This window comes from Pseudomonas sp. D3, assembly GCF_029320995.1.
Taxonomy (GTDB): Bacteria; Pseudomonadota; Gammaproteobacteria; order Pseudomonadales; family Pseudomonadaceae; genus Aquipseudomonas; species Aquipseudomonas paraveronii.
The window spans coordinates 1,115,611-1,134,673 of the sequence record NZ_CP119772.1; the positions used below are offsets into that span (position 1 = coordinate 1,115,611).

General features: G+C 60.7%; 20 protein-coding genes and 5 tRNA genes. 16 read left to right on the forward strand and 9 right to left on the reverse strand.

Annotated features, from left to right (window positions below):
* Window positions 1–178 precede the first annotated feature (178 nt).
* The 4 genes from P3S72_RS04875 (at window position 179) to P3S72_RS04890 (ending at window position 592) form a co-directional block, all read left to right on the forward strand.
* Window positions 179–254: transfer RNA gene (locus P3S72_RS04875), tRNA-Asn, on the forward strand.
* Window positions 255–264: 10 nt separating this feature from the next.
* Window positions 265–341, forward strand: a tRNA-Pro gene (locus P3S72_RS04880).
* A gap of 5 nt (window positions 342–346) precedes the next feature.
* Window positions 347–422: transfer RNA gene (locus P3S72_RS04885), tRNA-Lys, on the forward strand.
* Window positions 423–515: 93 nt separating this feature from the next.
* A tRNA-Pro gene (locus P3S72_RS04890) sits at window positions 516–592 on the forward strand.
* 176 nt (window positions 593–768) lie between these two features.
* On the opposite strand, the gene P3S72_RS04895 is transcribed toward P3S72_RS04890, so the two are convergent.
* The 4 genes from P3S72_RS04895 to P3S72_RS04910 all read right to left on the reverse strand — a co-directional run bounded on the left by P3S72_RS04895 (window position 769) and on the right by P3S72_RS04910 (window position 4,087).
* Window positions 769–2,067, reverse strand: a complete 1,299-nt coding sequence (locus P3S72_RS04895) for an NAD(P)/FAD-dependent oxidoreductase (RefSeq protein WP_276196473.1) — start codon at window positions 2,065–2,067, stop codon at window positions 769–771.
* Window positions 2,068–2,127: 60 nt separating this feature from the next.
* Window positions 2,128–2,301: a DUF3094 family protein gene (locus P3S72_RS04900; protein ID WP_016976295.1), complete on the reverse strand. Its 174-nt coding sequence runs from the start codon at window positions 2,299–2,301 to the stop codon at window positions 2,128–2,130.
* A gap of 90 nt (window positions 2,302–2,391) precedes the next feature.
* On the reverse strand, window positions 2,392–3,021 hold the full coding sequence (locus P3S72_RS04905) for a DUF1780 domain-containing protein (protein ID WP_076016478.1): 630 nt from the start codon (window positions 3,019–3,021) through the stop codon (window positions 2,392–2,394).
* A 163-nt stretch (window positions 3,022–3,184) separates the two neighbouring features.
* Window positions 3,185–4,087 carry a GntR family transcriptional regulator gene (locus P3S72_RS04910; RefSeq protein WP_276196474.1) on the reverse strand — a complete coding sequence of 301 codons (903 nt, stop codon included), beginning with the start codon at window positions 4,085–4,087 and terminating at the stop codon, window positions 3,185–3,187.
* A 170-nt stretch (window positions 4,088–4,257) separates the two neighbouring features.
* On the opposite strand from P3S72_RS04910, the gene P3S72_RS04915 reads away from it, so the two are divergent.
* The 4 genes from P3S72_RS04915 (at window position 4,258) to P3S72_RS04930 (ending at window position 6,608) form a co-directional block, all read left to right on the forward strand.
* Window positions 4,258–5,007 (forward strand): TIM barrel protein, encoded by a 750-nt coding sequence (locus tag P3S72_RS04915; protein WP_276197896.1) that lies wholly within the window; start codon window positions 4,258–4,260, stop codon window positions 5,005–5,007.
* A gap of 155 nt (window positions 5,008–5,162) precedes the next feature.
* Window positions 5,163–5,630 (forward strand): FAD/FMN-containing dehydrogenase, encoded by a 468-nt coding sequence (locus P3S72_RS04920; protein ID WP_276196475.1) that lies wholly within the window; start codon window positions 5,163–5,165, stop codon window positions 5,628–5,630.
* Complete coding sequence (locus P3S72_RS04925; RefSeq protein ID WP_276196476.1) at window positions 5,627–6,316, forward strand: energy-coupling factor ABC transporter permease; 690 nt, start codon at window positions 5,627–5,629, stop codon at window positions 6,314–6,316. The genes P3S72_RS04920 and P3S72_RS04925 overlap by 4 nt, the downstream gene beginning before the upstream one ends.
* A 76-nt stretch (window positions 6,317–6,392) precedes the next feature.
* Window positions 6,393–6,608, forward strand: a complete 216-nt coding sequence (locus tag P3S72_RS04930) for a hypothetical protein (RefSeq protein WP_247396658.1) — start codon at window positions 6,393–6,395, stop codon at window positions 6,606–6,608.
* On the opposite strand, the gene yacG is transcribed toward P3S72_RS04930, so the two are convergent.
* From yacG to P3S72_RS04950, 4 genes are read right to left on the reverse strand one after another with little or no spacing between them, the layout of a single operon-like run.
* The gene (gene yacG / locus P3S72_RS04935; RefSeq protein ID WP_276196477.1) at window positions 6,605–6,805 is read right to left on the reverse strand and encodes a DNA gyrase inhibitor YacG; all 201 of its coding nucleotides are present in this window, start codon (window positions 6,803–6,805) and stop codon (window positions 6,605–6,607) included. The two genes, P3S72_RS04930 and yacG, sit on opposite strands and share 4 nt — an antisense overlap.
* A complete protein-coding gene (coaE, locus tag P3S72_RS04940) occupies window positions 6,802–7,425 on the reverse strand; it encodes a dephospho-CoA kinase (protein WP_276196478.1) in 624 nt (207 codons plus the stop codon). Before coaE ends, yacG begins: the two co-directional genes overlap by 4 nt.
* Complete coding sequence (locus P3S72_RS04945) at window positions 7,422–8,288, reverse strand: A24 family peptidase (RefSeq protein ID WP_276196479.1); 867 nt, start codon at window positions 8,286–8,288, stop codon at window positions 7,422–7,424. Before P3S72_RS04945 ends, coaE begins: the two co-directional genes overlap by 4 nt.
* Window positions 8,285–9,493 (reverse strand): type II secretion system F family protein, encoded by a 1,209-nt coding sequence (locus P3S72_RS04950; RefSeq protein ID WP_276196480.1) that lies wholly within the window; start codon window positions 9,491–9,493, stop codon window positions 8,285–8,287. The genes P3S72_RS04945 and P3S72_RS04950 overlap by 4 nt, the downstream gene beginning before the upstream one ends.
* 201 nt (window positions 9,494–9,694) lie before the next feature.
* Here P3S72_RS04950 and P3S72_RS04955 point away from each other — a divergent pair, with 201 nt between their 5' ends.
* From P3S72_RS04955 to P3S72_RS04970, 4 genes are all read left to right on the forward strand, one after another.
* Window positions 9,695–10,108 (forward strand): pilin, encoded by a 414-nt coding sequence (locus P3S72_RS04955; RefSeq protein WP_276197897.1) that lies wholly within the window; start codon window positions 9,695–9,697, stop codon window positions 10,106–10,108.
* A gap of 35 nt (window positions 10,109–10,143) precedes the next feature.
* A complete protein-coding gene (locus tag P3S72_RS04960) occupies window positions 10,144–11,553 on the forward strand; it encodes an O-antigen ligase family protein (RefSeq protein WP_276196481.1) in 1,410 nt (469 codons plus the stop codon).
* A 39-nt stretch (window positions 11,554–11,592) separates the two neighbouring features.
* A tRNA-Thr gene (locus P3S72_RS04965) sits at window positions 11,593–11,668 on the forward strand.
* A 133-nt stretch (window positions 11,669–11,801) separates the two neighbouring features.
* Window positions 11,802–12,107 carry a DUF6388 family protein gene (locus P3S72_RS04970; protein WP_276196482.1) on the forward strand — a complete coding sequence of 102 codons (306 nt, stop codon included), beginning with the start codon at window positions 11,802–11,804 and terminating at the stop codon, window positions 12,105–12,107.
* A 43-nt stretch (window positions 12,108–12,150) separates the two neighbouring features.
* On the opposite strand, the gene nadC is transcribed toward P3S72_RS04970, so the two are convergent.
* Entirely contained in the window at window positions 12,151–12,999 is an 849-nt protein-coding gene (nadC, locus tag P3S72_RS04975) for a carboxylating nicotinate-nucleotide diphosphorylase (RefSeq protein WP_276196483.1), read from the reverse strand.
* A gap of 244 nt (window positions 13,000–13,243) precedes the next feature.
* On the opposite strand from nadC, the gene P3S72_RS04980 reads away from it, so the two are divergent.
* From P3S72_RS04980 to P3S72_RS04995, 4 genes are all read left to right on the forward strand, one after another.
* Window positions 13,244–15,394 (forward strand): DUF1631 domain-containing protein, encoded by a 2,151-nt coding sequence (locus tag P3S72_RS04980; protein WP_276196484.1) that lies wholly within the window; start codon window positions 13,244–13,246, stop codon window positions 15,392–15,394.
* Window positions 15,395–15,455: 61 nt separating this feature from the next.
* Complete coding sequence (gene ampD / locus P3S72_RS04985) at window positions 15,456–16,019, forward strand: 1,6-anhydro-N-acetylmuramyl-L-alanine amidase AmpD (protein ID WP_276196485.1); 564 nt, start codon at window positions 15,456–15,458, stop codon at window positions 16,017–16,019.
* Window positions 16,016–16,852: a regulatory signaling modulator protein AmpE gene (gene ampE, locus P3S72_RS04990; RefSeq protein ID WP_276196486.1), complete on the forward strand. Its 837-nt coding sequence runs from the start codon at window positions 16,016–16,018 to the stop codon at window positions 16,850–16,852. The genes ampD and ampE overlap by 4 nt, the downstream gene beginning before the upstream one ends.
* Before the next feature lie 163 nt (window positions 16,853–17,015).
* On the forward strand, window positions 17,016–19,046 hold the full coding sequence (locus P3S72_RS04995) for a methyl-accepting chemotaxis protein (RefSeq protein ID WP_276196487.1): 2,031 nt from the start codon (window positions 17,016–17,018) through the stop codon (window positions 19,044–19,046).
* Window positions 19,047–19,063: the final 17 nt, after the last annotated feature.

Below are 19,063 nucleotides of genomic sequence, written 5' to 3' on the forward strand. Positions count from 1 at the left end.
TCTCCCCAAGAAGAAATCAGAAAGAAGCGCAAATCATTGTCTTAAAAGCAATTTAAAGGGTTGACAGGGGTTTTTAAGATTGTAGAATAGCGCGCCTCAGAGACGCTAACGTAGCGATACGGAAGGGTCGAAGAGAAGGTTACATCGCAGTAAAAGTTGTACATTTGAAATGTGTAGTTCCGTGATAGCTCAGTCGGTAGAGCAAATGACTGTTAATCATTGGGTCCCAGGTTCGAGTCCTGGTCACGGAGCCAATTTCAAAACCGGGGTATAGCGCAGTCCGGTAGCGCGCCTGCTTTGGGAGCAGGATGTCAGGAGTTCGAATCCCCTTACCCCGACCATTTTTGGGTCGTTAGCTCAGTTGGTAGAGCAGTTGGCTTTTAACCAATTGGTCGTAGGTTCGAATCCCACACGACCCACCATTTTTGAGACCAGTTAGCGCTGGAATCAGATCTTAAGATCAGCGGCCAAAAGCCTTGATCGCAGAAGGCGGCTGAGAGGTCGCCTTTTTTTACCGGGGTATAGCGCAGTCCGGTAGCGCGCCTGCTTTGGGAGCAGGATGTCAGGAGTTCGAATCCCCTTACCCCGACCATATTAAAAATCCTCGTATCGAAAGATACGGGGATTTTTTTTGCCTGAAATTATCTCAAATCCAACACAAAACTAATGTGGGAGGGGGCTTGCTCCCGATAGCAGTGTGTCAGCCACTCATTATTTAGCTGACTCACTATCATCGGGGGCAAGCCCCCTCCCACATTGACCGCGTGTTTAGTGAAGTTTGAGACGTGGCTCGGTTCCGCGCCCAATCCGGCTGCCCAGCATCAGCATTGCCGTGCGGAAGACGCCATACAGCGCCATTTGGTGCATGCGGTACAGCGACACATAGAACATCCGCGCCAGCCAGCCCTCCAGCATCACGCTGCCTGTCAGGTTGCCCATCAAGTTACCCACCGCCGAGAAGCGCGACAGCGAGATCAGCGAGCCATAGTCGGTGTACTTGTACGACGGCAGGTCCTTGCCTTCGATCCGCAGTTTCAACGATTTGGCCAGCAATGAAGCCTGCTGGTGCGCAGCTTGGGCCCGTGGCGGTACGTTGCGGTCGGTGCCGGGTTGTGGGCAGGCGGCGCAGTCACCGAAGGCGAAGATGTTTTCATCGCGGGTGGTTTGCAGCGTCGGCAGCACCTGTAGTTGATTGATGCGGTTGGTTTCCAGGCCGTCGATGTCCTTGAGGAAGCCCGGCGCGCGGATGCCGGCGGCCCACACTTTCAGGCTGGCCGGAATCACTTGGCCGCTGCTGGTGATCAGTGCGTCGGCCGTCACTTCGCTGACCGCCGAATTGGTCAGCACCGTCACGCCGAGCTTCTCCAGGGTTTTATGCACAGGCCCGCCGATCCGCTCCGGCAGGGCAGGCAAGACCCGTGGGCCGGCTTCGATCAGGGTGATGTGCATGTTTTCCGGTTTGATCCGGTCCAGTCCATAGGCCGCCAGTTCATGGGCGGCGTTATGCAGCTCGGCCGCCAGTTCAACCCCGGTGGCGCCGGCGCCGACGATGGCGACGCTGATTTTTTCGACCACGTCGGTTTGCCCAGCATGGGCGCGCAGATAGTGATTGAGCAGTTGCTGATGGAAGCGCTCCGCCTGTTTGCGCGTGTCGAGGAACAGGCAGTGTTGCGCCGCGCCTTCGGTGCCGAAGTCGTTGGTGGTACTGCCGACCGCGATCACCAGGCTGTCGTAGTCGAGCACGCGTGCAGGCACTAGCTCGCGGCCTTCTTCGTCGAGGGTCGCGGCCAGTTGGATTTTCTTCTGTTCACGGTCGAGCCCGCTCATGCGCCCTAGCTGGAACTCGAAGTGGTTCCATTTCGCCTGGGCGACATAATTGAGTTCGTCTTCCGAAGAGTTCAGGGAGCCGGCGGCCACTTCGTGCAGCAGCGGTTTCCAGATATGGGTCAGGTTGGTGTCCACCAGCGTGATGCTGGCGCTGCCGCGCTTGCCCAGAGTGTTACCCAGGCGGGTAGCCAACTCCAGGCCGCCGGCACCGCCGCCGACGACAATAATACGATGGGTCATGGGGATATCTCGCAAGGCTAAAAAAAATCGGAGCAGTTACCCCCGCGAGCGCCAGGCAGCTCATAGCGTCAGGTAACTCAAAAGGCGGCTCAGCAGGCCGAGCCCGATCACCACCACCAGCACCACGCCAAGGAGCAGCCACGGCCGGAAAGGCTTGCGCTCGACTCGGTTCTGGGAGAGTTGCAGGTACTCTTCGACATGCTGTTGGTCGTCGGGGTTCAGGCGGCTGGTCATATAAGGCCTCGTCAGGTAGACGTTGCAAAAGGGCGCCACGTTACACTCAGGCGGTTGGCGATATCGCCATAAGCGTAGCCTGTGCCCGAGTCATAGGCTGATGCCTACGTCGAACACGATGCTGCGGCCCAGATTGTTGCGCAAGAAGTCCGGCGCGTCCGGGTGGGCGAACAGCACCCGGGCAAACGTCGGTCCCACCAGCGACAGCGAGCGCCAGCCCTGGCGCAGGTATTCGGTGGGCGGCGGGAAATGACTGTTGAGGTCCAGCACCTCGCGCTTGAGGCTGGCGAAGGCGACGAGATCCAACTCGCCCAGGTCCATCCCGCGTTCCTTGTAGTTGTGCGCTTTTTTGCGCAGGGTCGGCGCCAGGCGCAGCAGGAATTCATGGGCCGGAATCCGCCGTGGCTTGGCTTCGCGCCTGACCAGTTGGCTGAGGGAGAATGCACTGCGTCGGCGCAGCAATTCGTCGCGCCATTCATCGTTCAGGCGGCGTCCCTCGTCCAACACGAAAAACACCTCGAAACTGGCGTCACGAAACAGCACGTCCGGCGGTTCTTGCCCGGCGGCATGAAACTCTTCGGCGCGGTACGGCACGTTCAGGCCTTGCAGCAGGCGCTGGCAGACCCAACGCTCACGCTCCCATTTGCGGGCATTGGACAGGAACGCATTGGCTTGTTCGGCTGCTACGGTGAGCAGGCGCAAATAATCTGAGTCATCCATGCGTGCAGCTTAGCGCCCAAATGTGATCTTAAAAACAAACTCTATCGCGAAAGGATAAAGTCTGCTGGTCACTATTTTGTATCTTGTTATCATGAGAAACAATCATGCTAAGCTGATGTACGAATTTCAGAGCGCGCGCTCCTATCAACGTCAGCGGTGTTCTCTAGATCCCATCATTTTTTGGCAGGATGCCCTGATGAGTTTTGAGTCGGCCCACTTCGTCCAGGTGCCTCCAGAGAAATTGCGCGGCTTCTTCGCGGCGGCCGGACTCGATGAGGTCGAGCAACTGGATGTGTTCCTGACATTGCGTCACAAGGCGACTGCGATCGATATTCGCTTTGTAGCCCATGAAACGCCGGAGCTGGTTCTGCTGGCGCAGGGCATCAATGAAAAAGACATTCCCCGAGCACTGCACGATCAGTTCGTGAAATTGGGCGCCGATCTGGAACAGTTGGGCGCGGGACAGCGTGTTGATCCCCCCATCAATCAGGGCCTGTTGCTGCTGCCTGGCGCTGGCAAATGCGGCTTGGTTTACCTGATAGCCGGGTTCGAGCAGGGCGGCTGGCTCGATAGCCATGCGGAAGCGGTAGCTCTGGATGTGAGCCTTCGTGTTATGCACGAAGTCTTTGAGCTCCCATCCTTGCCCCGGTTTGCGCTCCACCATGGCTTCGCCAGCCAGTCTGTTCAACACCTTGAGCAATTGCCCTCGGGGCACTTCGTAACGCCGCAACAGCTGAGCTTCGAAAAAGTGGCCAGGTATTTCGCCAGCCAAAACGTCGTCGACTACGCGAAGATAAAAGTCTTCGAAAGGGTCGCTGGCGAGAGGGAATGCGGATGCCTGGATCTCCCCGGCGTCTTGTTTCAGAAAGTAGCCGCGATTGGGCTCTTGGGTCGCAAGATTCCACTCGGCAAGCAAGGCAAACACTCGTCGGATAGGCGAGCGCGAAACACCCAGCGCTTGCGCGAACGTCTGCTCGCGCAAGGGCTCACCGGCCCGCATCGACCTGGCGCGAAGCATGTCGATGACGTGCGGCGCCAACTGCAAGGCAAGGTCTTTCTTGATCACAGGCTCTCTCTCGAATGGTCGGCGTCAGTCTGTTCCTATCGGGGCCGGGCCCCCTATCGAACTGGGGTGGGAAAATACCATACCAAGCCGCGCCGAGTGTCTGCGCCAAAGGCACAGGCACGTGTTGAACAACCTTTGTGAAGCTCCTTTCCAGGACGGATACCTGCCCTCTGCTTAAATTCAACGCTCACCTTGGCTTTCAATTCAATGAATTGCCATTCCTGCAACGCATCGAAGCCGCCGCCGCCGCTGGTTTTCGCGCGGTTGAATTCCCGTCGCCTTATGAGTTCGACGCGAGCCTGCTGGCTGATCACTTGGGTCAACACAACCTGCCGTTGATTCAATTTGCTGCGCCGACCGGCGTGACCAAGGGCATCGCGGCGTTGCATGGCAAGGAAGATGATTTTCGCAGCAGCTTGCTCCAGGCCGCCAGCTATGCAAAGGCGCTGGCGTGTTCGGACGTCCACATCATGTCGGGCATTACCACTCAGGATGACGCGGCGCTCGTGTACGGCGGAAACCTGGAGTACGCGGTGAAATACCTTGAAGACCAGGGTTTGCGTCCACTGATCGAAGTCATCTGCGTGCAGGAAATGCCGGGCTATTCCATGTCCGACTTCAGCAAGGCGCAGCAAGTTCTGGAGACTTTTCCGAGTGTCGGGCTGATTCTTGATCTGTACCACGCCCAGCGCCTGACGGGAGACGCGGCTGATGTCCTGGCTCGTTTTTATGAGCGAACCGTTCATGTGCAAATCGCCGACTGTCCGGGTCGTCACCAGCCGGGGACGGGGAACATGGACGTCTGCGCCTTGTTCACAGCACTAGAGCAACGCGGTTATCAGGGATGGATCGGCTGTGAATACCGTCCTACCGGCCTCACGGTTGAAAGCCTGGATTGGATCAAGCGGTTCAGTGGTTAGTTAGCGATGCGTAGAAGGCGCGACTAAAGGCGGCGAGTGTGTCCTCGGAGACAGCGTCCTCTTGCCGCTCCCATCCATTCAGACCTTAGAAAGTCCCTGCGCTAAAGCCCGGTGTAGACTGTCGACTCGACGTTCTCCCAAGCATGAGGTGTGCAGTGAAGTTTTTCGCAGTGCTGGTGTTGAGCCTGTTGCCCGTGTGGGCCCAGGCGGTTGAAGTGGGTGAGCGCGTGGCACCCTGGACGCTGCTGGATCAGTTCGACCAGGCTTACACCCTGGATGACCAGGCACAGATCTTGTTAGTGGCCCGTGGCATGGATGCCGCCAAGCTGGTAGACGCGGCCCTGCAGGGCCAGCCCAAAGGCTATCTTGAAGCGCGGCATGGGGTGTTTGTCGCGGATATCCAGCGTATGCCTCGGCTGGTCGCCAAGCTGTTCGCGGTGCCGGCCATGCAGTCCTACAACTACCGAGTCATGCTGGACCGGGACGCACGCATCGCTCCGCGTTATCCCGCGCCTGTGGATAAAGTGCTATGGCTGCAATTGGATAACGGCAAGCTGACCGCGCGCCACGAGTATGGCTCTGCTGCTGAGCTGCGTGAGGCACTGGAGCAGGTGAAACTGTGATCAGTGCGGCGGTGCTGGCGCCGCAAACCCTCAGCATCGGCTGGCTGTTGTACGCGCCAGTGCTGCTATGGGCGATCCTGCGTTCGCCATGGGTCGAGCTGTTTGCTGACCGGCGGCGTCAGCACTTGCTGTTCGGTACGGTGTTCGCGTTATTCATGCTGTGGTTGGTGAGGCGCGACTTCGATACGGGGGTCTCCTACCACTTTATCGGCATGACGGCCGTGACCCTGCTGCTCGACTGGCCGCTGGCAATCGTCGGCGGTTTTTCCGCGCAGATGGGCTTGCTGTTACTGGGCCGCCAGGACCTGGCCGCAGTGGGTATCAACGGTCTGCTGTTGATCGTGCTGCCGGTGTTGGTCACTGAAATCTGCGCGGTGTTTGTCGAACGGGCACAACCGCGCAACCCCTTCGTCTATATCTTCTGTTCCGGTTTTTTTGCCGCCGCATTGTCGGCCTTGCTCTGCCTGTTGGCAGGGCTGGGGTTGCTGTGGTTCGACGGGCGTTTCGCGATGCCGGAATGGCTCGAGGATTTTGTCGGTTACCTGTGGCTGATTATCTTTCCCGAGGCCTTCATCAACGGCATGGTGATCAGCGCCCTGGTGGTGTTTTGCCCGGAATGGCTGGAGACATTCAACCGCTCCCGTTACCTCTCGGCGCCCTGGAAAGATGACGATTCGCAGACTTGACCCAGATCAAATCGCGCCCAGCTTGGCTGGCCCATGCTTTGTGAAACTTTTCCTGAGCAAGGTGGGAGCGCGGATCATGAGTGTGTATGAATGGGCACGTCAGGAGTTGCACAGAAGCCAGGACGCGGCACAAGAAATCGGTTTTGACCCAGGCTTGACCTTGCGCGCGATGCTCAGCGCGGTGGTGCAGCAGAGCAAGGGTGTGCGCAGTTTCGAAGACCTGGCCGACGAGCTGCAATACCTTGCAGAGAACCTCGACGACCAGCAGGAATATGCCTTTATGCGGCCTTAATGGCGCGGTGGCAGATCTTCGGAAAACAGCTCGTCTTCGGCGTCCTGATCTGCGGGGATCTTATGTTCCTCAGCGGCCCAGGCACCCAGGTCGATGAGTTTGCAACGGTCCGAGCAGAACGGCCGGTTGGGGCTGGTCGCGTTCCATTCCACGGGGGCGCCGCAGGTTGGGCATTCGACGGTCAAGGGTTGGCTCATGATCGGCCTCCACGCAAAGTAAGGTAAAAGTGGTGCAGTCGTTCGACCTCGCTGTGCAACCAGGCGAGGTCGCGGTCGTTGACCAGCACGTCATCGGCATGGTTCAGGCGCTCTTCGCGGCTGGACTGGGCCTTGAGTATCGCCTGCACCTGTTGTTCGCTGATGCCGTCGCGCTGCAGGGTACGCTGAATCTGCACGGATTGCGGCACGTCGATCACCAGGATGCGTTGGGTCATGCTGTGCTGGCCGGATTCGATCAGCAGCGGCGATACCAGGATCGCGTAAGGCGAGCGCGCACGCGCCAGGTGGTTGCGAATCTCCTCGCCAATCAACGGGTGCAGCAAGGCTTCCAGCCAGCGGCGCTCTTGCGGCACTTCAAAGATCAACTTGCGCAATGCGGCGCGGTCCAACTGGCCGTCGGGCTGCAGCACGCTGGCACCGAAGTGTTCGACAATACTGGCGAGTGCCGGCCGGCCAGGCTCGACCACCCAGCGGGCGGCGTGATCTGCATCTACCAAGTCTACGCCGAGGTCGCTGAAGTGCTGGGCCGCAGCGCTCTTGCCGCTGCCGATGCCGCCCGTAAGGCCAAGAATCCAGGGTGTTGCAACAGGAGTGGTCATCTGAAACCGACAGACTGCAAATAGAAGTCGGTTATTTGACCACCCCAGAGCACGGCAATCCAGCCGGCAATTGCCAGATAGGGACCAAACGGCATCGGCGCAGAGGCCTGGGTCTTGCTCCGGCGCAGCAGGATCAGCCCGCCGCACACGCCCGCCAGCGATGAGATCAGCAACGTCATCGGCAGGATTTGCCAGCCGCCCCAGGCGCCGAGCAGCGCCAATAACTTGAAGTCGCCGTAGCCCATGCCGTCCTTGCCGGTGGCCAGCTTGAACAGCCAGAACACCGTCCACAGGCTCATGTACCCGATCACCGCGCCCCACAGTGCGTCGGGCAGGGGCACCAGCAACTCAACACTGTTAAGCATCAGCCCCAGCCACAACAGCGGCAGGACCAGTACGTCGGGCAGCAGTTGGTGGTCCACGTCGATCAGGCTCATTGCCAGTAAGCCCCAGCTCAATAGCATCACCGCGCCGGCTTGCCAGCCAAAGCCGAAATGCCAGGCCACCACGGCCGAGATCACTCCGCACGCCAGTTCAGTAAAGGGATAACGTGCACTGATCGCTTCGCGGCAATGTGTACAACGGCCCCGGAGCATCAGGTAGCTGAGCAGCGGGATGTTTTCCCAGGGCCGAATCGGCTGATTGCAGTGCGGGCAGCAGGAATTGGGCTGCATCAGGTTGTATCTCGGCCCGACGGGGTCGCCGGGCAAACCGAGCACCTCATGGGCCTGTGCGCGCCATTCGCGTTCGAGCATTTTCGGCAGGCGCCACACCAGCACGTTGAGGAAACTGCCCACGATCAGGCCCAGCACCAGAGCCATGACGACAAAGGCCCACGGCTGCTGGCTCAGCAACAGGTTCAAAATGCCGTACCGAGTTGGAAGACCGGCAAGTACAGGGCGATTACCAGGGCGCCGACAATCCCTCCGAGCACCACCATGATCAGCGGTTCCATCAGGCTGGTGAGGTGGTCGACCAGGTTGTCGACGTCAGACTCGTAGTGGCTCGCGACCTTTTCCAGCATGTGCTCCAGGTTGCCGGATTCTTCACCAATCGCCGTCATCTGGATCGCCATGCCGGGAAACAGGCCGCTGGAGGCCATGGATCGGTTCAACGGCATGCCTGTGGATACATCGTGACGCATATGCTCGATAGCCTGTTTGAATAGCTGGTTGCCGGCAGCGGCGGCCACTGAATCCAGGGCCTGTACCAACGGCACTCCGGCCGCGAAAGTAGTCGAAAGCGTGCGGGCGTAACGGGCGACTGCCGACTTTTTCAGCAGTGTGCCTGCCAGGGGCGCTTTCAACAAACCGGCATCCAGCCAATGGCGAAAACCAGGCGATGCGCGATAGGCCTGGCGCAACCCGAAACCTCCCGCGCCCAGGCTGAGCGCCAGCATCCACCACGCTTGTTGCAGGAACTCGGACAAGGCAATCACTTGCAGGGTAAAGCCGGGCAGCTTGCTGTCGACGCCGGCGAACAGGTTCTGGAACTGCGGCACCACATGGATCAGCAAGAGACTGCTGACAAGGCTGGCGACGGCGATGACGGCAATGGGGTAGGTCATGGCTTTCTTGATCCTGGCCTTGAGCCGCTCGCTCTTTTCCAGGTGAACCGCCACTCGCTCCAACAGGGTTTCCAGGGCGCCGGCCTGCTCACCTGCTGCCACCAGGTTGCAGTACAAATCATTGAAGTAACGCGGCTGTTTGCGCAATGCCGACGCCAGGTTATTGCCGGCGCCGATCTCCTGTTTCAAGCCATTTACCAGCCTGTACAGGTGGCGGTTGTCGAAGCCTTCGCTGATGACGTCGAAGGCTTGCAGTAACGGAATGCCGGCCTTCAGCAGCGTCGCCAACTGGCGGGTGAACAGGGCAATATCCGCCGGTTTGATCGGCGGAGTGAGGCTTGGCAGGCCGCGAGATTGCTTGCGCACGCGGGCAGGGAAAATCCCTTGCTGGCGCAGTTGTGCCTTGATCAGCGCGAGGTCGTGGCCGATGGCTTGCCCGGTCACCCTGCGTCCCTGGCGGTTGATGCCTTCCCAGGCGTATGTCGTGGAAGCGTTGTTCATGTCTCTGTTCCGCACACAGGTTGTCGAATCTTTATAGCGTAGTCAGGTGACGGATTCGGACTGCTCGGCGTTCAACGATAAAATGTCAGATTGTGCGTCTTCTACGCGATTGGCCGCTCGTGGGTGAGTACACTGGCGCGGCTGCACAATACGGGGCGCAGGACGCGCCTTGTCATGGGTTTTATTCTGGAGAGCAATGTGATGCGTCAGAAAGGTTTTACTTTGATCGAGTTGTTGATCGTCGTGGCAATCATCGGCATTTTGGCCACCATTGGCTTGCCCATGTACACCACGCACCAGGCCAAGGCCAAGTTCACGGCGGGGTTGGCTGAAATCACAGCGTTGAAAGCCGGCTATGAGGATGTATTCAACCAAGGCACGGCGCCTACCGTGCCATTGATCGGTGGCACCAGCCCGACGGCCAACTGCAAAATCGATGTGACTGGGGATGTCGCCACCGGCGCCGGTTCCATCGGTTGCGAAATACTCGACGCCCCGGCACCGATACTGGGCAAGACCATCACCCTGACGCGCAGCGCCACCGCCGGCTGGAAATGCACCACGACGGCAGAGGCCAAGTACGCCACCAAAGGGTGTGGCGCCGACGGGGCATGACTGCTAAACCCTCCACACGGACGTAAAGGTGGCTGATGTCGTTATCCCCGCAGCAGCGCGATACTACTTTCCTGGTGATTGCGGCGTGCTTGCTCGCGCTGGGTATCTGCGCACCGTTCAGCGGGCATGACTGGCAGCGCGCGATGCAGGTGGCCATGGGCCTGTGCGCGGTGGTGTATGGGCTGACGGTCGTCCCCGTCGAGCGTCTGGTGGACCGGCCGACGGCGCTGGGCCTGGCGCTGATCGTTGTGCTGGGCCTGGTGTCATCGGCACTGGCCCATCAGCCGCTCTGGGCCTTCACCGAGGTTGCGCTGTTCATCAGTTGTGGGGCGATTGCCGTCGCGGTTGCCCTGCTGCGCCGGCACGCGGGTGAGCCTTTGGACCGCGTGCTGATCCTGATTGTGGTGCTGCTGTGCCTGATCAAGTCGATCCAATACCTGTACGCAGGCGCGCTCGCCTTCACCAGTGGCGCGCGGGTTGTTGATCCGGACTCTTTGCTGTCCGGGTTTTCCAACAAGCGCTTCTACGGTCAATTCCAGACCTTCACCCTGCCATTGCTGGCGCTGCCTTTGCTGATGCCCAAGGTCTCCCGTTCGGTGCGCGGCGCGGTGTTTGCGTTGCTGTGTGTCTGGTGGTTGATTGCGATCAGCGGCGGTACTCGTGGCACTTGTCTAGGCATGGCGGTGGCGGGTGTGGCGTTGGCACTGCTCGGGCCCTGGGGGCGACGCTGGTTGGCGTGGCAATTGGCCGCGGTGTGCGGCGGCTTGATGCTGTATGCGGCGTTTTTCACGCTGTTGGCGGGCGTTCTGGGCATTGAGGTCGGGAGTGGCGTCAGCGATCGCCTCACCACTTCGCTGTCGGGGCGTGGCCCGATCTGGTTGCAGGCCTGGCACATGATCGTCGAGCGTCCGTGGCTGGGGTTTGGGCCGATGCACTTCGCGGATATCGCCAACCCGATCGCCGCGCATCCGCACCAGGCGATCCTGCAATGGGCCAGCGAGTGGGGTGTCCCATCGGCCCTGTGCGTGGTTGTTTTGGCGTGGCGCGGCGGCTGGGCCACCCTCGGCGTACTACGGGCGCGTGCCTGTTCCACTGAACGTGCGGACGTGCTGCGCGGGTGCCTGTTCGCGGCGTTGCTGGGTGCGCTCACGCAAGCGATGGTCGACGGCGTCATCGTGATGCCCAACTCGCAGGTCTGGTTGGCGCTGGTGGTGGGCTGGCTGATGGCGCTGCATGTGTGGCGCGCCCCTCCTGGCGCGTCGCTGCCATGGGCCTGGCGAGGGTGGCGAGTGGCGGGTGTACTGTCCGTTGGGTTGCTGGTGTGGGTCGTGATGCGTGATGCGCCGCACATCAAGCAAGCCCAGCAAGATTACCTTGAGGACGGCAACCAGCACCTGCAGCCGCGCTTCTGGGCCCAAGGGGTGATTGCCCTGCGACGCCAGTGAGTTGCCGGACGCCCGATGCGGTGCTAGCTTTAGCCCACCGCCCGTGTAGCTCAGCCGGTAGAGCAGCGCACTCGTAACGCGAAGGTCGCAGGTTCGATTCCTGTCTCGGGCACCAAGGCAACACCGTTTTCAGATGATCCCAGAATGGTTCTGAAGGCCAGGCGAGTCGGCATTCATGCCCGCTCTTTTGTATCTGCGCAACCTTGATGACCCAGATGCATCCCCATTCCTAGATCTAAGAGAACAACATGACCACGACTGAAATGACCCAGGAAGTTCGGCACCAAGCAGCCCTCGACAAATACCTCGAGGAATCGCCGCAGCTTAAAGAAGAGATCAAGGACCTGAGCGCTGACGATCAGCGCGACCAGCTCCAGTGGGCATTCGAGGACGAGGCCGAGAGCCAGGGTCTTCAGCCATGGGAACTGACCCTCAAGTACACCTCGACCGCGGACGAGTTCGAAGCCGCACGGCTGGTCTTGCACAAGGAGGCGGCTGAAGTGCTCGGCGTCGAATGGGACGAGTATTGCGAGATGAATAACCTGGTGGTTTGAACGGCTGTTGCAGGAGCCGGCAATCCGGCTCCTGCAACGAGTTTCAGAGGCTGAGGCGCATCGACAAGTCCACCGCCTTCACATCCTTGGTCATCGCGCCGATGGAGATGTAGTCCACCCCGGTTTCAGCGATGGGCAGCAGGGTGCTTTCGTTGATCCCGCCGCTGGCTTCCAGCTTGGCCTTGCCGCCGTTCAGGCGCACGGCTTCACGCATGTCGTCCAGGCTCAGTTCGTCGAGCATGATGATATCGGCGCCCGCCGCCAACGCTTCGCGTAATTCTTCCAGACTTTCCACTTCGACTTCCACCGGCTTGCCCGGGGCGATCTTGTGCGCGGCCGAAATCGCCTTGGCAATGCCACCACAGGCGGCGATATGGTTTTCCTTGATCAGGAACGCGTCATACAAACCGATGCGATGGTTGTGGCAACCGCCGCAGGTCACGGCGTATTTCTGCGCCAGGCGCAGGCCCGGTAGCGTCTTGCGCGTGTCCAGCAGCTTGACCTGAGTGCTCGCGACGAAATCCGCCAGGTACTGGGCGCGCGTGGCCACGCCGGAGAGCATCTGCAGAAAGTTCAGTGCGCTGCGTTCGCCGCTGAGCAGCGAACGTGCCGGGCCTTCGAGGTGAAACAGTGCCTGGTTGGGGCTGACGCGTTCACCGTCGGCCACCTGCCAATGCACCGCGACCTGTGGGTCCAGTTGGCGGAACACCGCGTCCACCCAGGCTGTGCCGGCGATCACAGCCGCATCGCGGGTAATGATCGAGGCCTTGGCCAGCCGTTCGGCCGGGATCAATTGCGCGGTGATGTCGCCGCTGCCGATGTCTTCCAGCAGTGCGCGGCGCACGTTGGCTTCGATTTCGGCGGTGAGGTCGGCAAGACGGAGATTCGGCATAACAGGCTCCACAAACAAAGTGCGGCGATTATAGGGGCAGTGTGCGTTTGAACCCAGTGGCCTGCTCATTTACAGCGTTATGACAGAGTTCACTGGCGCAACTCCCCTCATTTGCAAGATAATCTCGCGCCTTGCAATTGGCGTCATAGCTTTGACGTGCGGGTAAGCACCGGGTATACGCAGTGCCCAAAGGGGCCTGTCGCCGATCTTTGCCCAACCCACACCGCGGTTTCAGGAGGCCAGGATGCACAATGATGGAAAGGTGGTGCCGATCAATAAGGCACAGACCGCGCCATCGCCGCTCGCGCGGCTGCCGGTGGTGTTGCTGCAGGTTCGCGACAAAGCTGCGCAGCAACTGCAACAAGGTCTGCAGGAGCTGTTCGACAACGCTGACGACAGCCTGTTCGAAATGGCCGACAAGGCTCGTAACAACGTCGACCACCCTATTTTCTTTGAAGCCATGCGCGACCTGCGGCTCAAGCGCAAGAATTTCGAACGTGTGTTCATGGAGCAACTCTTCAAGGCCTTCGCCAGCCTGGGCGGGGCGGGGCGAGGTGAGCTGCAGATAGTGCCGGTGATGTCCTACGAGGCGCTCTCGGACACTTCACGTGGTGATGTGGAAAGAACCCTGGCGCTGGATGCCATGCTCGGGCGGGTGCGGCGACTTGACGGTCTGGCCCTGGAGCAACTGACTGCCCGTCTGAGTGCCTTGCTGGGCCGGTACATGGATGACCGTGAGAACCCCCTGGGCCCGGCGCGGTTGTGTGAATTCTTTCTGCGCGCGGGACGCAGTCTGGGCGTGGAGATTCGCGTCAAACTGATCATGCTCAAACTCTTTGAGAAATACGTGCTCAGCGACGCCGACCACCTGTACGCAGACGCCAATCAGTTGCTGGTCGCTACGGGCGTACTGCCTGAGCTCACGGTGGTGCCGGCCCGCCGCCCTGGTGGGCGCGTGGCGCGCGAGCATCAGCGTTCAGAGCGCTTGCCGGCGGCGGATCAACCGGTCGATGAAAACGGCCAGCCCGCCTTTGCCGAACTGCGTGAACTGCTGGCGGCTGTGCGGGGCAGCGTAGCGCCCACCCTGGAGGCCAGCGCCGAGCCCCAGCCCATCGCCACCCGCGATCTGCTGCGCCTGCTGTCCCATTTGCAGCAATACGTGCCGGAGCCGGACGTCGAGGATGACTTCGATCTGCGCAACCAACTGAAGCAACTGCTGACGCGTGTCAGCGTCAAGAGCGGCAAATCCAGAATCGTGGAAGCGTGCGACGAAGACGTGATCAATCTGGTCGCGCTGTTGTTCGAATTTATCCTCCATGACCACGCCGTCCCGCACGCCTTCAAGGCCTTGATCGCCCGCCTGCAGATCCCGGTGCTGAAACTGGCGGTGCTGGACAAGAGCCTTTTCAGCCGTGCCGGCCATCCGGCGCGGCGGCTGCTCAACGAAATCGGCAGCGCCGTCGTCGGTTGGAGCCCGGGTGAAGATTACCTGCGTGACGGCTTGTACCTGCGTATCGAGCAGGTGGTGCAGCGTCTGCTGAATGACTTTGCCGAAGACCCGGCGATTTTTTCCGAACTGCTGTCGGAATTCTCCGCGTTTACCGCTGACGAGCGCCGGCGCAGTGCGTTGCTCGAACAGCACACCCGCGGCGCTGAGGCGGCACGCCTGCGTACCGACGCTGCCCGTCAGCGCGTGGCCGACGTGCTGAACCGGCGCTTGCTGGGCAAGGTCCTGCCACGGGCGGTGGTGCAGTTTGTGCAGCAGGCCTGGAGCCAGGTGTTGTTGCTGGCTAGTCTCAAGCACGGCGAGCAATCGGTGCAGTGGCAGACGGAGCTGCGCACCCTCGACGAGTTGATCTGGAGCGTGAGCCTGAGGGACGACACCGAGGCCGGGCGGCATTTGCTGGCGCAGTTGCCGGGTTTGCTCAAGGCGTTGCGCAACGGTTTGACCGGCGCGGCGTTCGATCCCTTCAGCACCCGTGAGTTCTTTGTGCGGCTGCAGGCCTTGCATGTTCAGGCGTTCGACGGTACGCAGACGTTGATCGAGGTGCGTGAGCCCTTCGTATTTGACCCTGGTTTGCCCGATGCTGCGCAAGACCTGGCGGCGGATGATCCGGACTTGCTCAAAGCGCGCCAATTGCGCATCGGCGTTTGGCTGGAGTTAGAGGCCCCCCCGGAAACCCTCCTGCGCTGCAAACTTAACACGATCATGGCGCCGGCCGATCGCTATATTTTTGTCAACCGCAGCGGGCTCAAGGTGCTTGAGCACAGCGCCGGCCAACTGGCCCAGGCGTTCAAGCGTGGCGTGCTGCGTATCCTGGACGATGCCCCGCTGTTCGAGCGTGCGCTGGCGACGGTGACGGGTAACCTGAGTCAATTCAATCGCGGCAAGTGATCGCAACCACAGGGCTGAACGCGGCATACTGGTCACAATTGGTCACACTCAAGGAACCTGTATGCAGTTGGACCCCGTCAGCGGTTGGTGCCAGGGTGTTCGTCATTGCCCTTCGCCCAACTTCAACGAGCGACCCGCAGGCGAAGTTTCGCTGTTGGTGGTGCATAACATCAGCCTGCCGCCGGCGCAGTTCGCCACCGGTAAGGTGCAGGAATTTTTCCAGAATCGCCTGGATGTCACGGAACATCCTTACTATGAAGGGATTGTTGACCTACGCGTGTCAGCGCATTTTCTGATTGAGCGCGACGGAGTGGTGACGCAGTTTGTGTCCTGCCTCGACCGCGCATGGCACGCCGGGGTTTCCAGCTTCGAGGGGCGCGAAACGTGCAATGACTTTTCCCTGGGGATCGAACTGGAAGGCACGGATGACCTGCCATTTACCGATGTCCAATATGCGTCACTGATCGACCTGACACGTCAGTTGCTGGCGACTTACCCGGGTATCACCCGTCAGCGCATTTGTGGTCACAGCGATATCGCCCCGGGGCGCAAGACCGATCCCGGGCCCGCTTTTGATTGGGTGCGCTTTCGCAGCGCCCTGCAGGATGGAGAACACGCACAATGAGTTTCCTGGTATTGGTGCTGGCGGTCTGGATCGAGAAGTTCTCGGCCTTGCGCCAAAAATTGCAGCGCGACGGCGGATGGCTGCGCGAACTGGCCAAATTGGAATCGAGCCCGCGCCTCGGCAAACAGCCCTGGTTGATTCTGGCGCTGCTGGTGGTGCTGCCGGTGGCCGTGCTGGCTCTGTTGCTGCTGGTGCTGGAACCCGTGGCATACGGCCTGTTGGCGCTGCCGGTACACCTGCTGGTGCTGATCTACAGCCTGGGGCGCGGTGATCTGCTGGCGGGGCTCGGCCCATTCCGCGATGCCTGGCGGCGCGGCGACCTGCAAGCCGCCGAGCATGTGGCCGAGCGTGACCTGAAGGTCGGTGCCGACAGTGGCGAGCAATTGCTGGAGCGTGTTCAGGGGCATCTCTTGTGGCAGGCCTACCAGAGCTTTTTTGCGGTGATTTTCTGGTATTTCCTGTTGGGCCCGGTCGCGGCCCTGGCCTATCGCCTGCTGGCGTTGGCCAGTGAACACAGCCAGAACCCCCTGGTGGCCGAGCGTGCCGGGCAACTGCGGCATGCTTTTGACTGGTTGCCGGTGCGCTTGCTGGCGGCCAGCTTTGCTTTGGTGGGCAACTTTGTCGCGGTCAGCCGTGTGATGCTCCACGAGCTGTTGAACTGGGACATCAGTGCCGCGCAACTGGTGAACAAAGTCGGCCTGGTGGCCGCTGAAATCCCGCCACCGGTGGTGGGTGCCGACGGCATCAACAGCCTGGATCGCCTATGGGAACTGCTGCTGCGCGCGGCGGTGCTGTGGTATGCCGGTTTCGCCATCTGGACCGTGTTGCCCTAGCGGTCACGGTCAATCCCTGTGGGAGCAAGCCTGCTCCCACAGCTCGTTAACTTTACGTTACAAAACTCCCTTTCGATTTGAGCTATACAAGCAGAGCGCCAAATAGTGGCTATCTGCCGCCGCCCTGCGCCTCAAATAAAAATAATAGGAAGGGAGTTCACCTGTGAAGAGCTTGCTCTATCCCGCCGTCGCGCTGATGAACCGCCTGAGCTTCGGCATGAAGTTCAGTTTGATCAGCGTGTTGTTCCTGCTGCCGATGCTGGCCACCAACTATTTCCTGGTGCGCGACTCCTGGCGTGAGTTCCAGGGCACTCGCATCGAACTGCAAAGCCTGGATTTGCTCGGCAGCAGCCTGGCCTTGCGCCGTGACCTGGAAACCCTCAACAACCAGGTGCAGATCAACGCGACCCTCGGCCAATCCGGTAAGGCGGGCGATCTGGAAGGCAGCATCAATACCCTGGAACACAGCGTGCTGGCGCGCCTGCAAGGCCTGCGCGCGATGGCGACTGACCCCGAACAAGTCGCCGCGTTCGACGCCAAGCGCGACGAGCTGGTCGCCGCCTTCAAGGCCCAGCAGCAGGAGTCGTCGCTGCTGAGCAAAAGTGCGCTGATCGGCAAGTTGCTGAACAAGGCGCAGATGCTCAGCCAGATCATCGCCAGCCAATCCGGCTTGAGCCGCGACCCGCAGAGCGATCTACGCCAGCTCAGCGAGCTGATCACCAGCGTCACCCCGCAGGTCACCCAGACGTTGGGCGAAGGGCGCGCAATGGGCGCGTACTCCCTGGGCCAGGGTTTTCTCAACTCGTCCTCCAGCACGCGTTTCGACGAGCTGTTGCAGCAGTTGGAAAAGCTCCAGGCCGAATACGGCTTGAAGCTGCAGGACGCCCTGGGCTCCAGCAAATCCGCCCACGCGGCGCTCGACAGCCTGGCCAAGGCCAGCAACGCGAGCCTCAAGCAAGGCAGTGAACTGTTTGAAGAGCAGGTGGTGATGGCCGAGACCCTCGACGCACCGTGGCAGGGCTTCTACGAAGACGTGAGTCAATTGATGGCCCAGACCTACCAGCTCAATGAGGCCACCCTGGGCTTTCTCGGACGGCAGTTGGAACAACGGCTGACGCAAAACCGAACGCACATGCTGGTGCTGGTGTCGGCCCTGGCGGCGGTGTTTTTGCTGATCTTTTATCTGTACGCCGGTTTCTATGCCTCGACGCGCACGACGTTGCGGCGCCTGGGGGCGATGATGGACAAGGTGGCGGCGGGCGATATGACGGTCACGTTTGTCGCCCAAAGCCGCGACGAGTTGGGCGACCTCGGCCAAGTGTTCAATGGCACCGTGGCCAAGATCCACGACCTGATCGAGCGCGTCGGGCACACCGTCAGCCAGGTTGAATGGCAGGCCGGCCAGGTTGAGGTGGTCTCGGCCCGCAGTAACCAGGCGGTATCCGGGCAGCGCAGCCAGATCGAACAGGTGGCGACGGCCATGAACCAGATGTCCTCCACCGCCCAGGAAGTGGCGCGCAGCGCGGCGGCGGCGGTCAGCAGCGCGCATAGCGTCAACGATGAAACCGTCAGCGGCCGTGGCCTGGTGCAGTCCCAGCAAGGCAGCATTGCGCGGTTGGCGTCGGAGATCGACGAGTCGGTACGGGTGATCAATCAACTGGCCACCGACAGCCAATCCATCAGCAGCGTGCTGGAAGTGATCAAGAGCATCGCCGAGCAAACCAACCTGCTGGCGCTCAACGCTGCGATCGAAGCGGCCCGTGCCGGGGAGCAGGGCCGTGGTTTTGCGGTGGTAGCCGATGAAGTGCGCACGTTGGCCCGGCGCACCCAGCACTCTACCGAAGAGATCGAGCAGATGATCAGCCGACTGCACAGCGGTGTTGGCGCGGCGGTCAAGGCCATGGGCACCAGCCATGCGATGGCTGAAGGCACGGTGGGCCAGTCGGAAAAGGTCCAGCAGGCCCTGGAGAATATTCTTGGCGCCGTTGGCATGATCGTGGATCAGAACCAGCAGATTGCCGCCGCCGTGGAGCAGCAAACCGCTGTCGCCCACGATATCGACCGCAACATCGTCGAAATCAACCGCGCCGGCGAACACGCGGCCGACGGCGCGCATCAGACCGAAGCGGCCAGTCGGCAGTTGTCGCAGCAGGTGATCGAGTTGAAGCAACTGATCGGCGCGTTTCGGGTGTAGGCCGTAATCGTAGGATT

Excerpts from the sequence above, each read along its gene's own strand:
- P3S72_RS04900 (WP_016976295.1), bottom strand. The coding sequence starts at position 2,301 with ATGACCAGCCGCCTGAACCCCGACGACCAACAGCATGTCGAAGAGTAC.
- P3S72_RS04955 (WP_276197897.1), top strand. The coding sequence starts at position 9,695 with ATGCGTCAGAAAGGTTTTACTTTGATCGAGTTGTTGATCGTCGTGGCA.
- coaE (WP_276196478.1), bottom strand. The coding sequence starts at position 7,425 with ATGACCACTCCTGTTGCAACACCCTGGATTCTTGGCCTTACGGGCGGC.
- P3S72_RS04905 (WP_076016478.1), bottom strand. The coding sequence starts at position 3,021 with ATGGATGACTCAGATTATTTGCGCCTGCTCACCGTAGCAGCCGAACAA.
- P3S72_RS04930 (WP_247396658.1), top strand. The coding sequence starts at position 6,393 with ATGAGTGTGTATGAATGGGCACGTCAGGAGTTGCACAGAAGCCAGGAC.
- ampD (WP_276196485.1), top strand. The coding sequence starts at position 15,456 with ATGCAGTTGGACCCCGTCAGCGGTTGGTGCCAGGGTGTTCGTCATTGC.
- ampE (WP_276196486.1), top strand. The coding sequence starts at position 16,016 with ATGAGTTTCCTGGTATTGGTGCTGGCGGTCTGGATCGAGAAGTTCTCG.
- P3S72_RS04950 (WP_276196480.1), bottom strand. The coding sequence starts at position 9,493 with ATGAACAACGCTTCCACGACATACGCCTGGGAAGGCATCAACCGCCAG.
- P3S72_RS04960 (WP_276196481.1), top strand. The coding sequence starts at position 10,144 with ATGTCGTTATCCCCGCAGCAGCGCGATACTACTTTCCTGGTGATTGCG.
- yacG (WP_276196477.1), bottom strand. The coding sequence starts at position 6,805 with ATGAGCCAACCCTTGACCGTCGAATGCCCAACCTGCGGCGCCCCCGTG.
- P3S72_RS04970 (WP_276196482.1), top strand. The coding sequence starts at position 11,802 with ATGACCACGACTGAAATGACCCAGGAAGTTCGGCACCAAGCAGCCCTC.
- nadC (WP_276196483.1), bottom strand. The coding sequence starts at position 12,999 with ATGCCGAATCTCCGTCTTGCCGACCTCACCGCCGAAATCGAAGCCAAC.
- P3S72_RS04980 (WP_276196484.1), top strand. The coding sequence starts at position 13,244 with ATGCACAATGATGGAAAGGTGGTGCCGATCAATAAGGCACAGACCGCG.
- P3S72_RS04895 (WP_276196473.1), bottom strand. The coding sequence starts at position 2,067 with ATGACCCATCGTATTATTGTCGTCGGCGGCGGTGCCGGCGGCCTGGAG.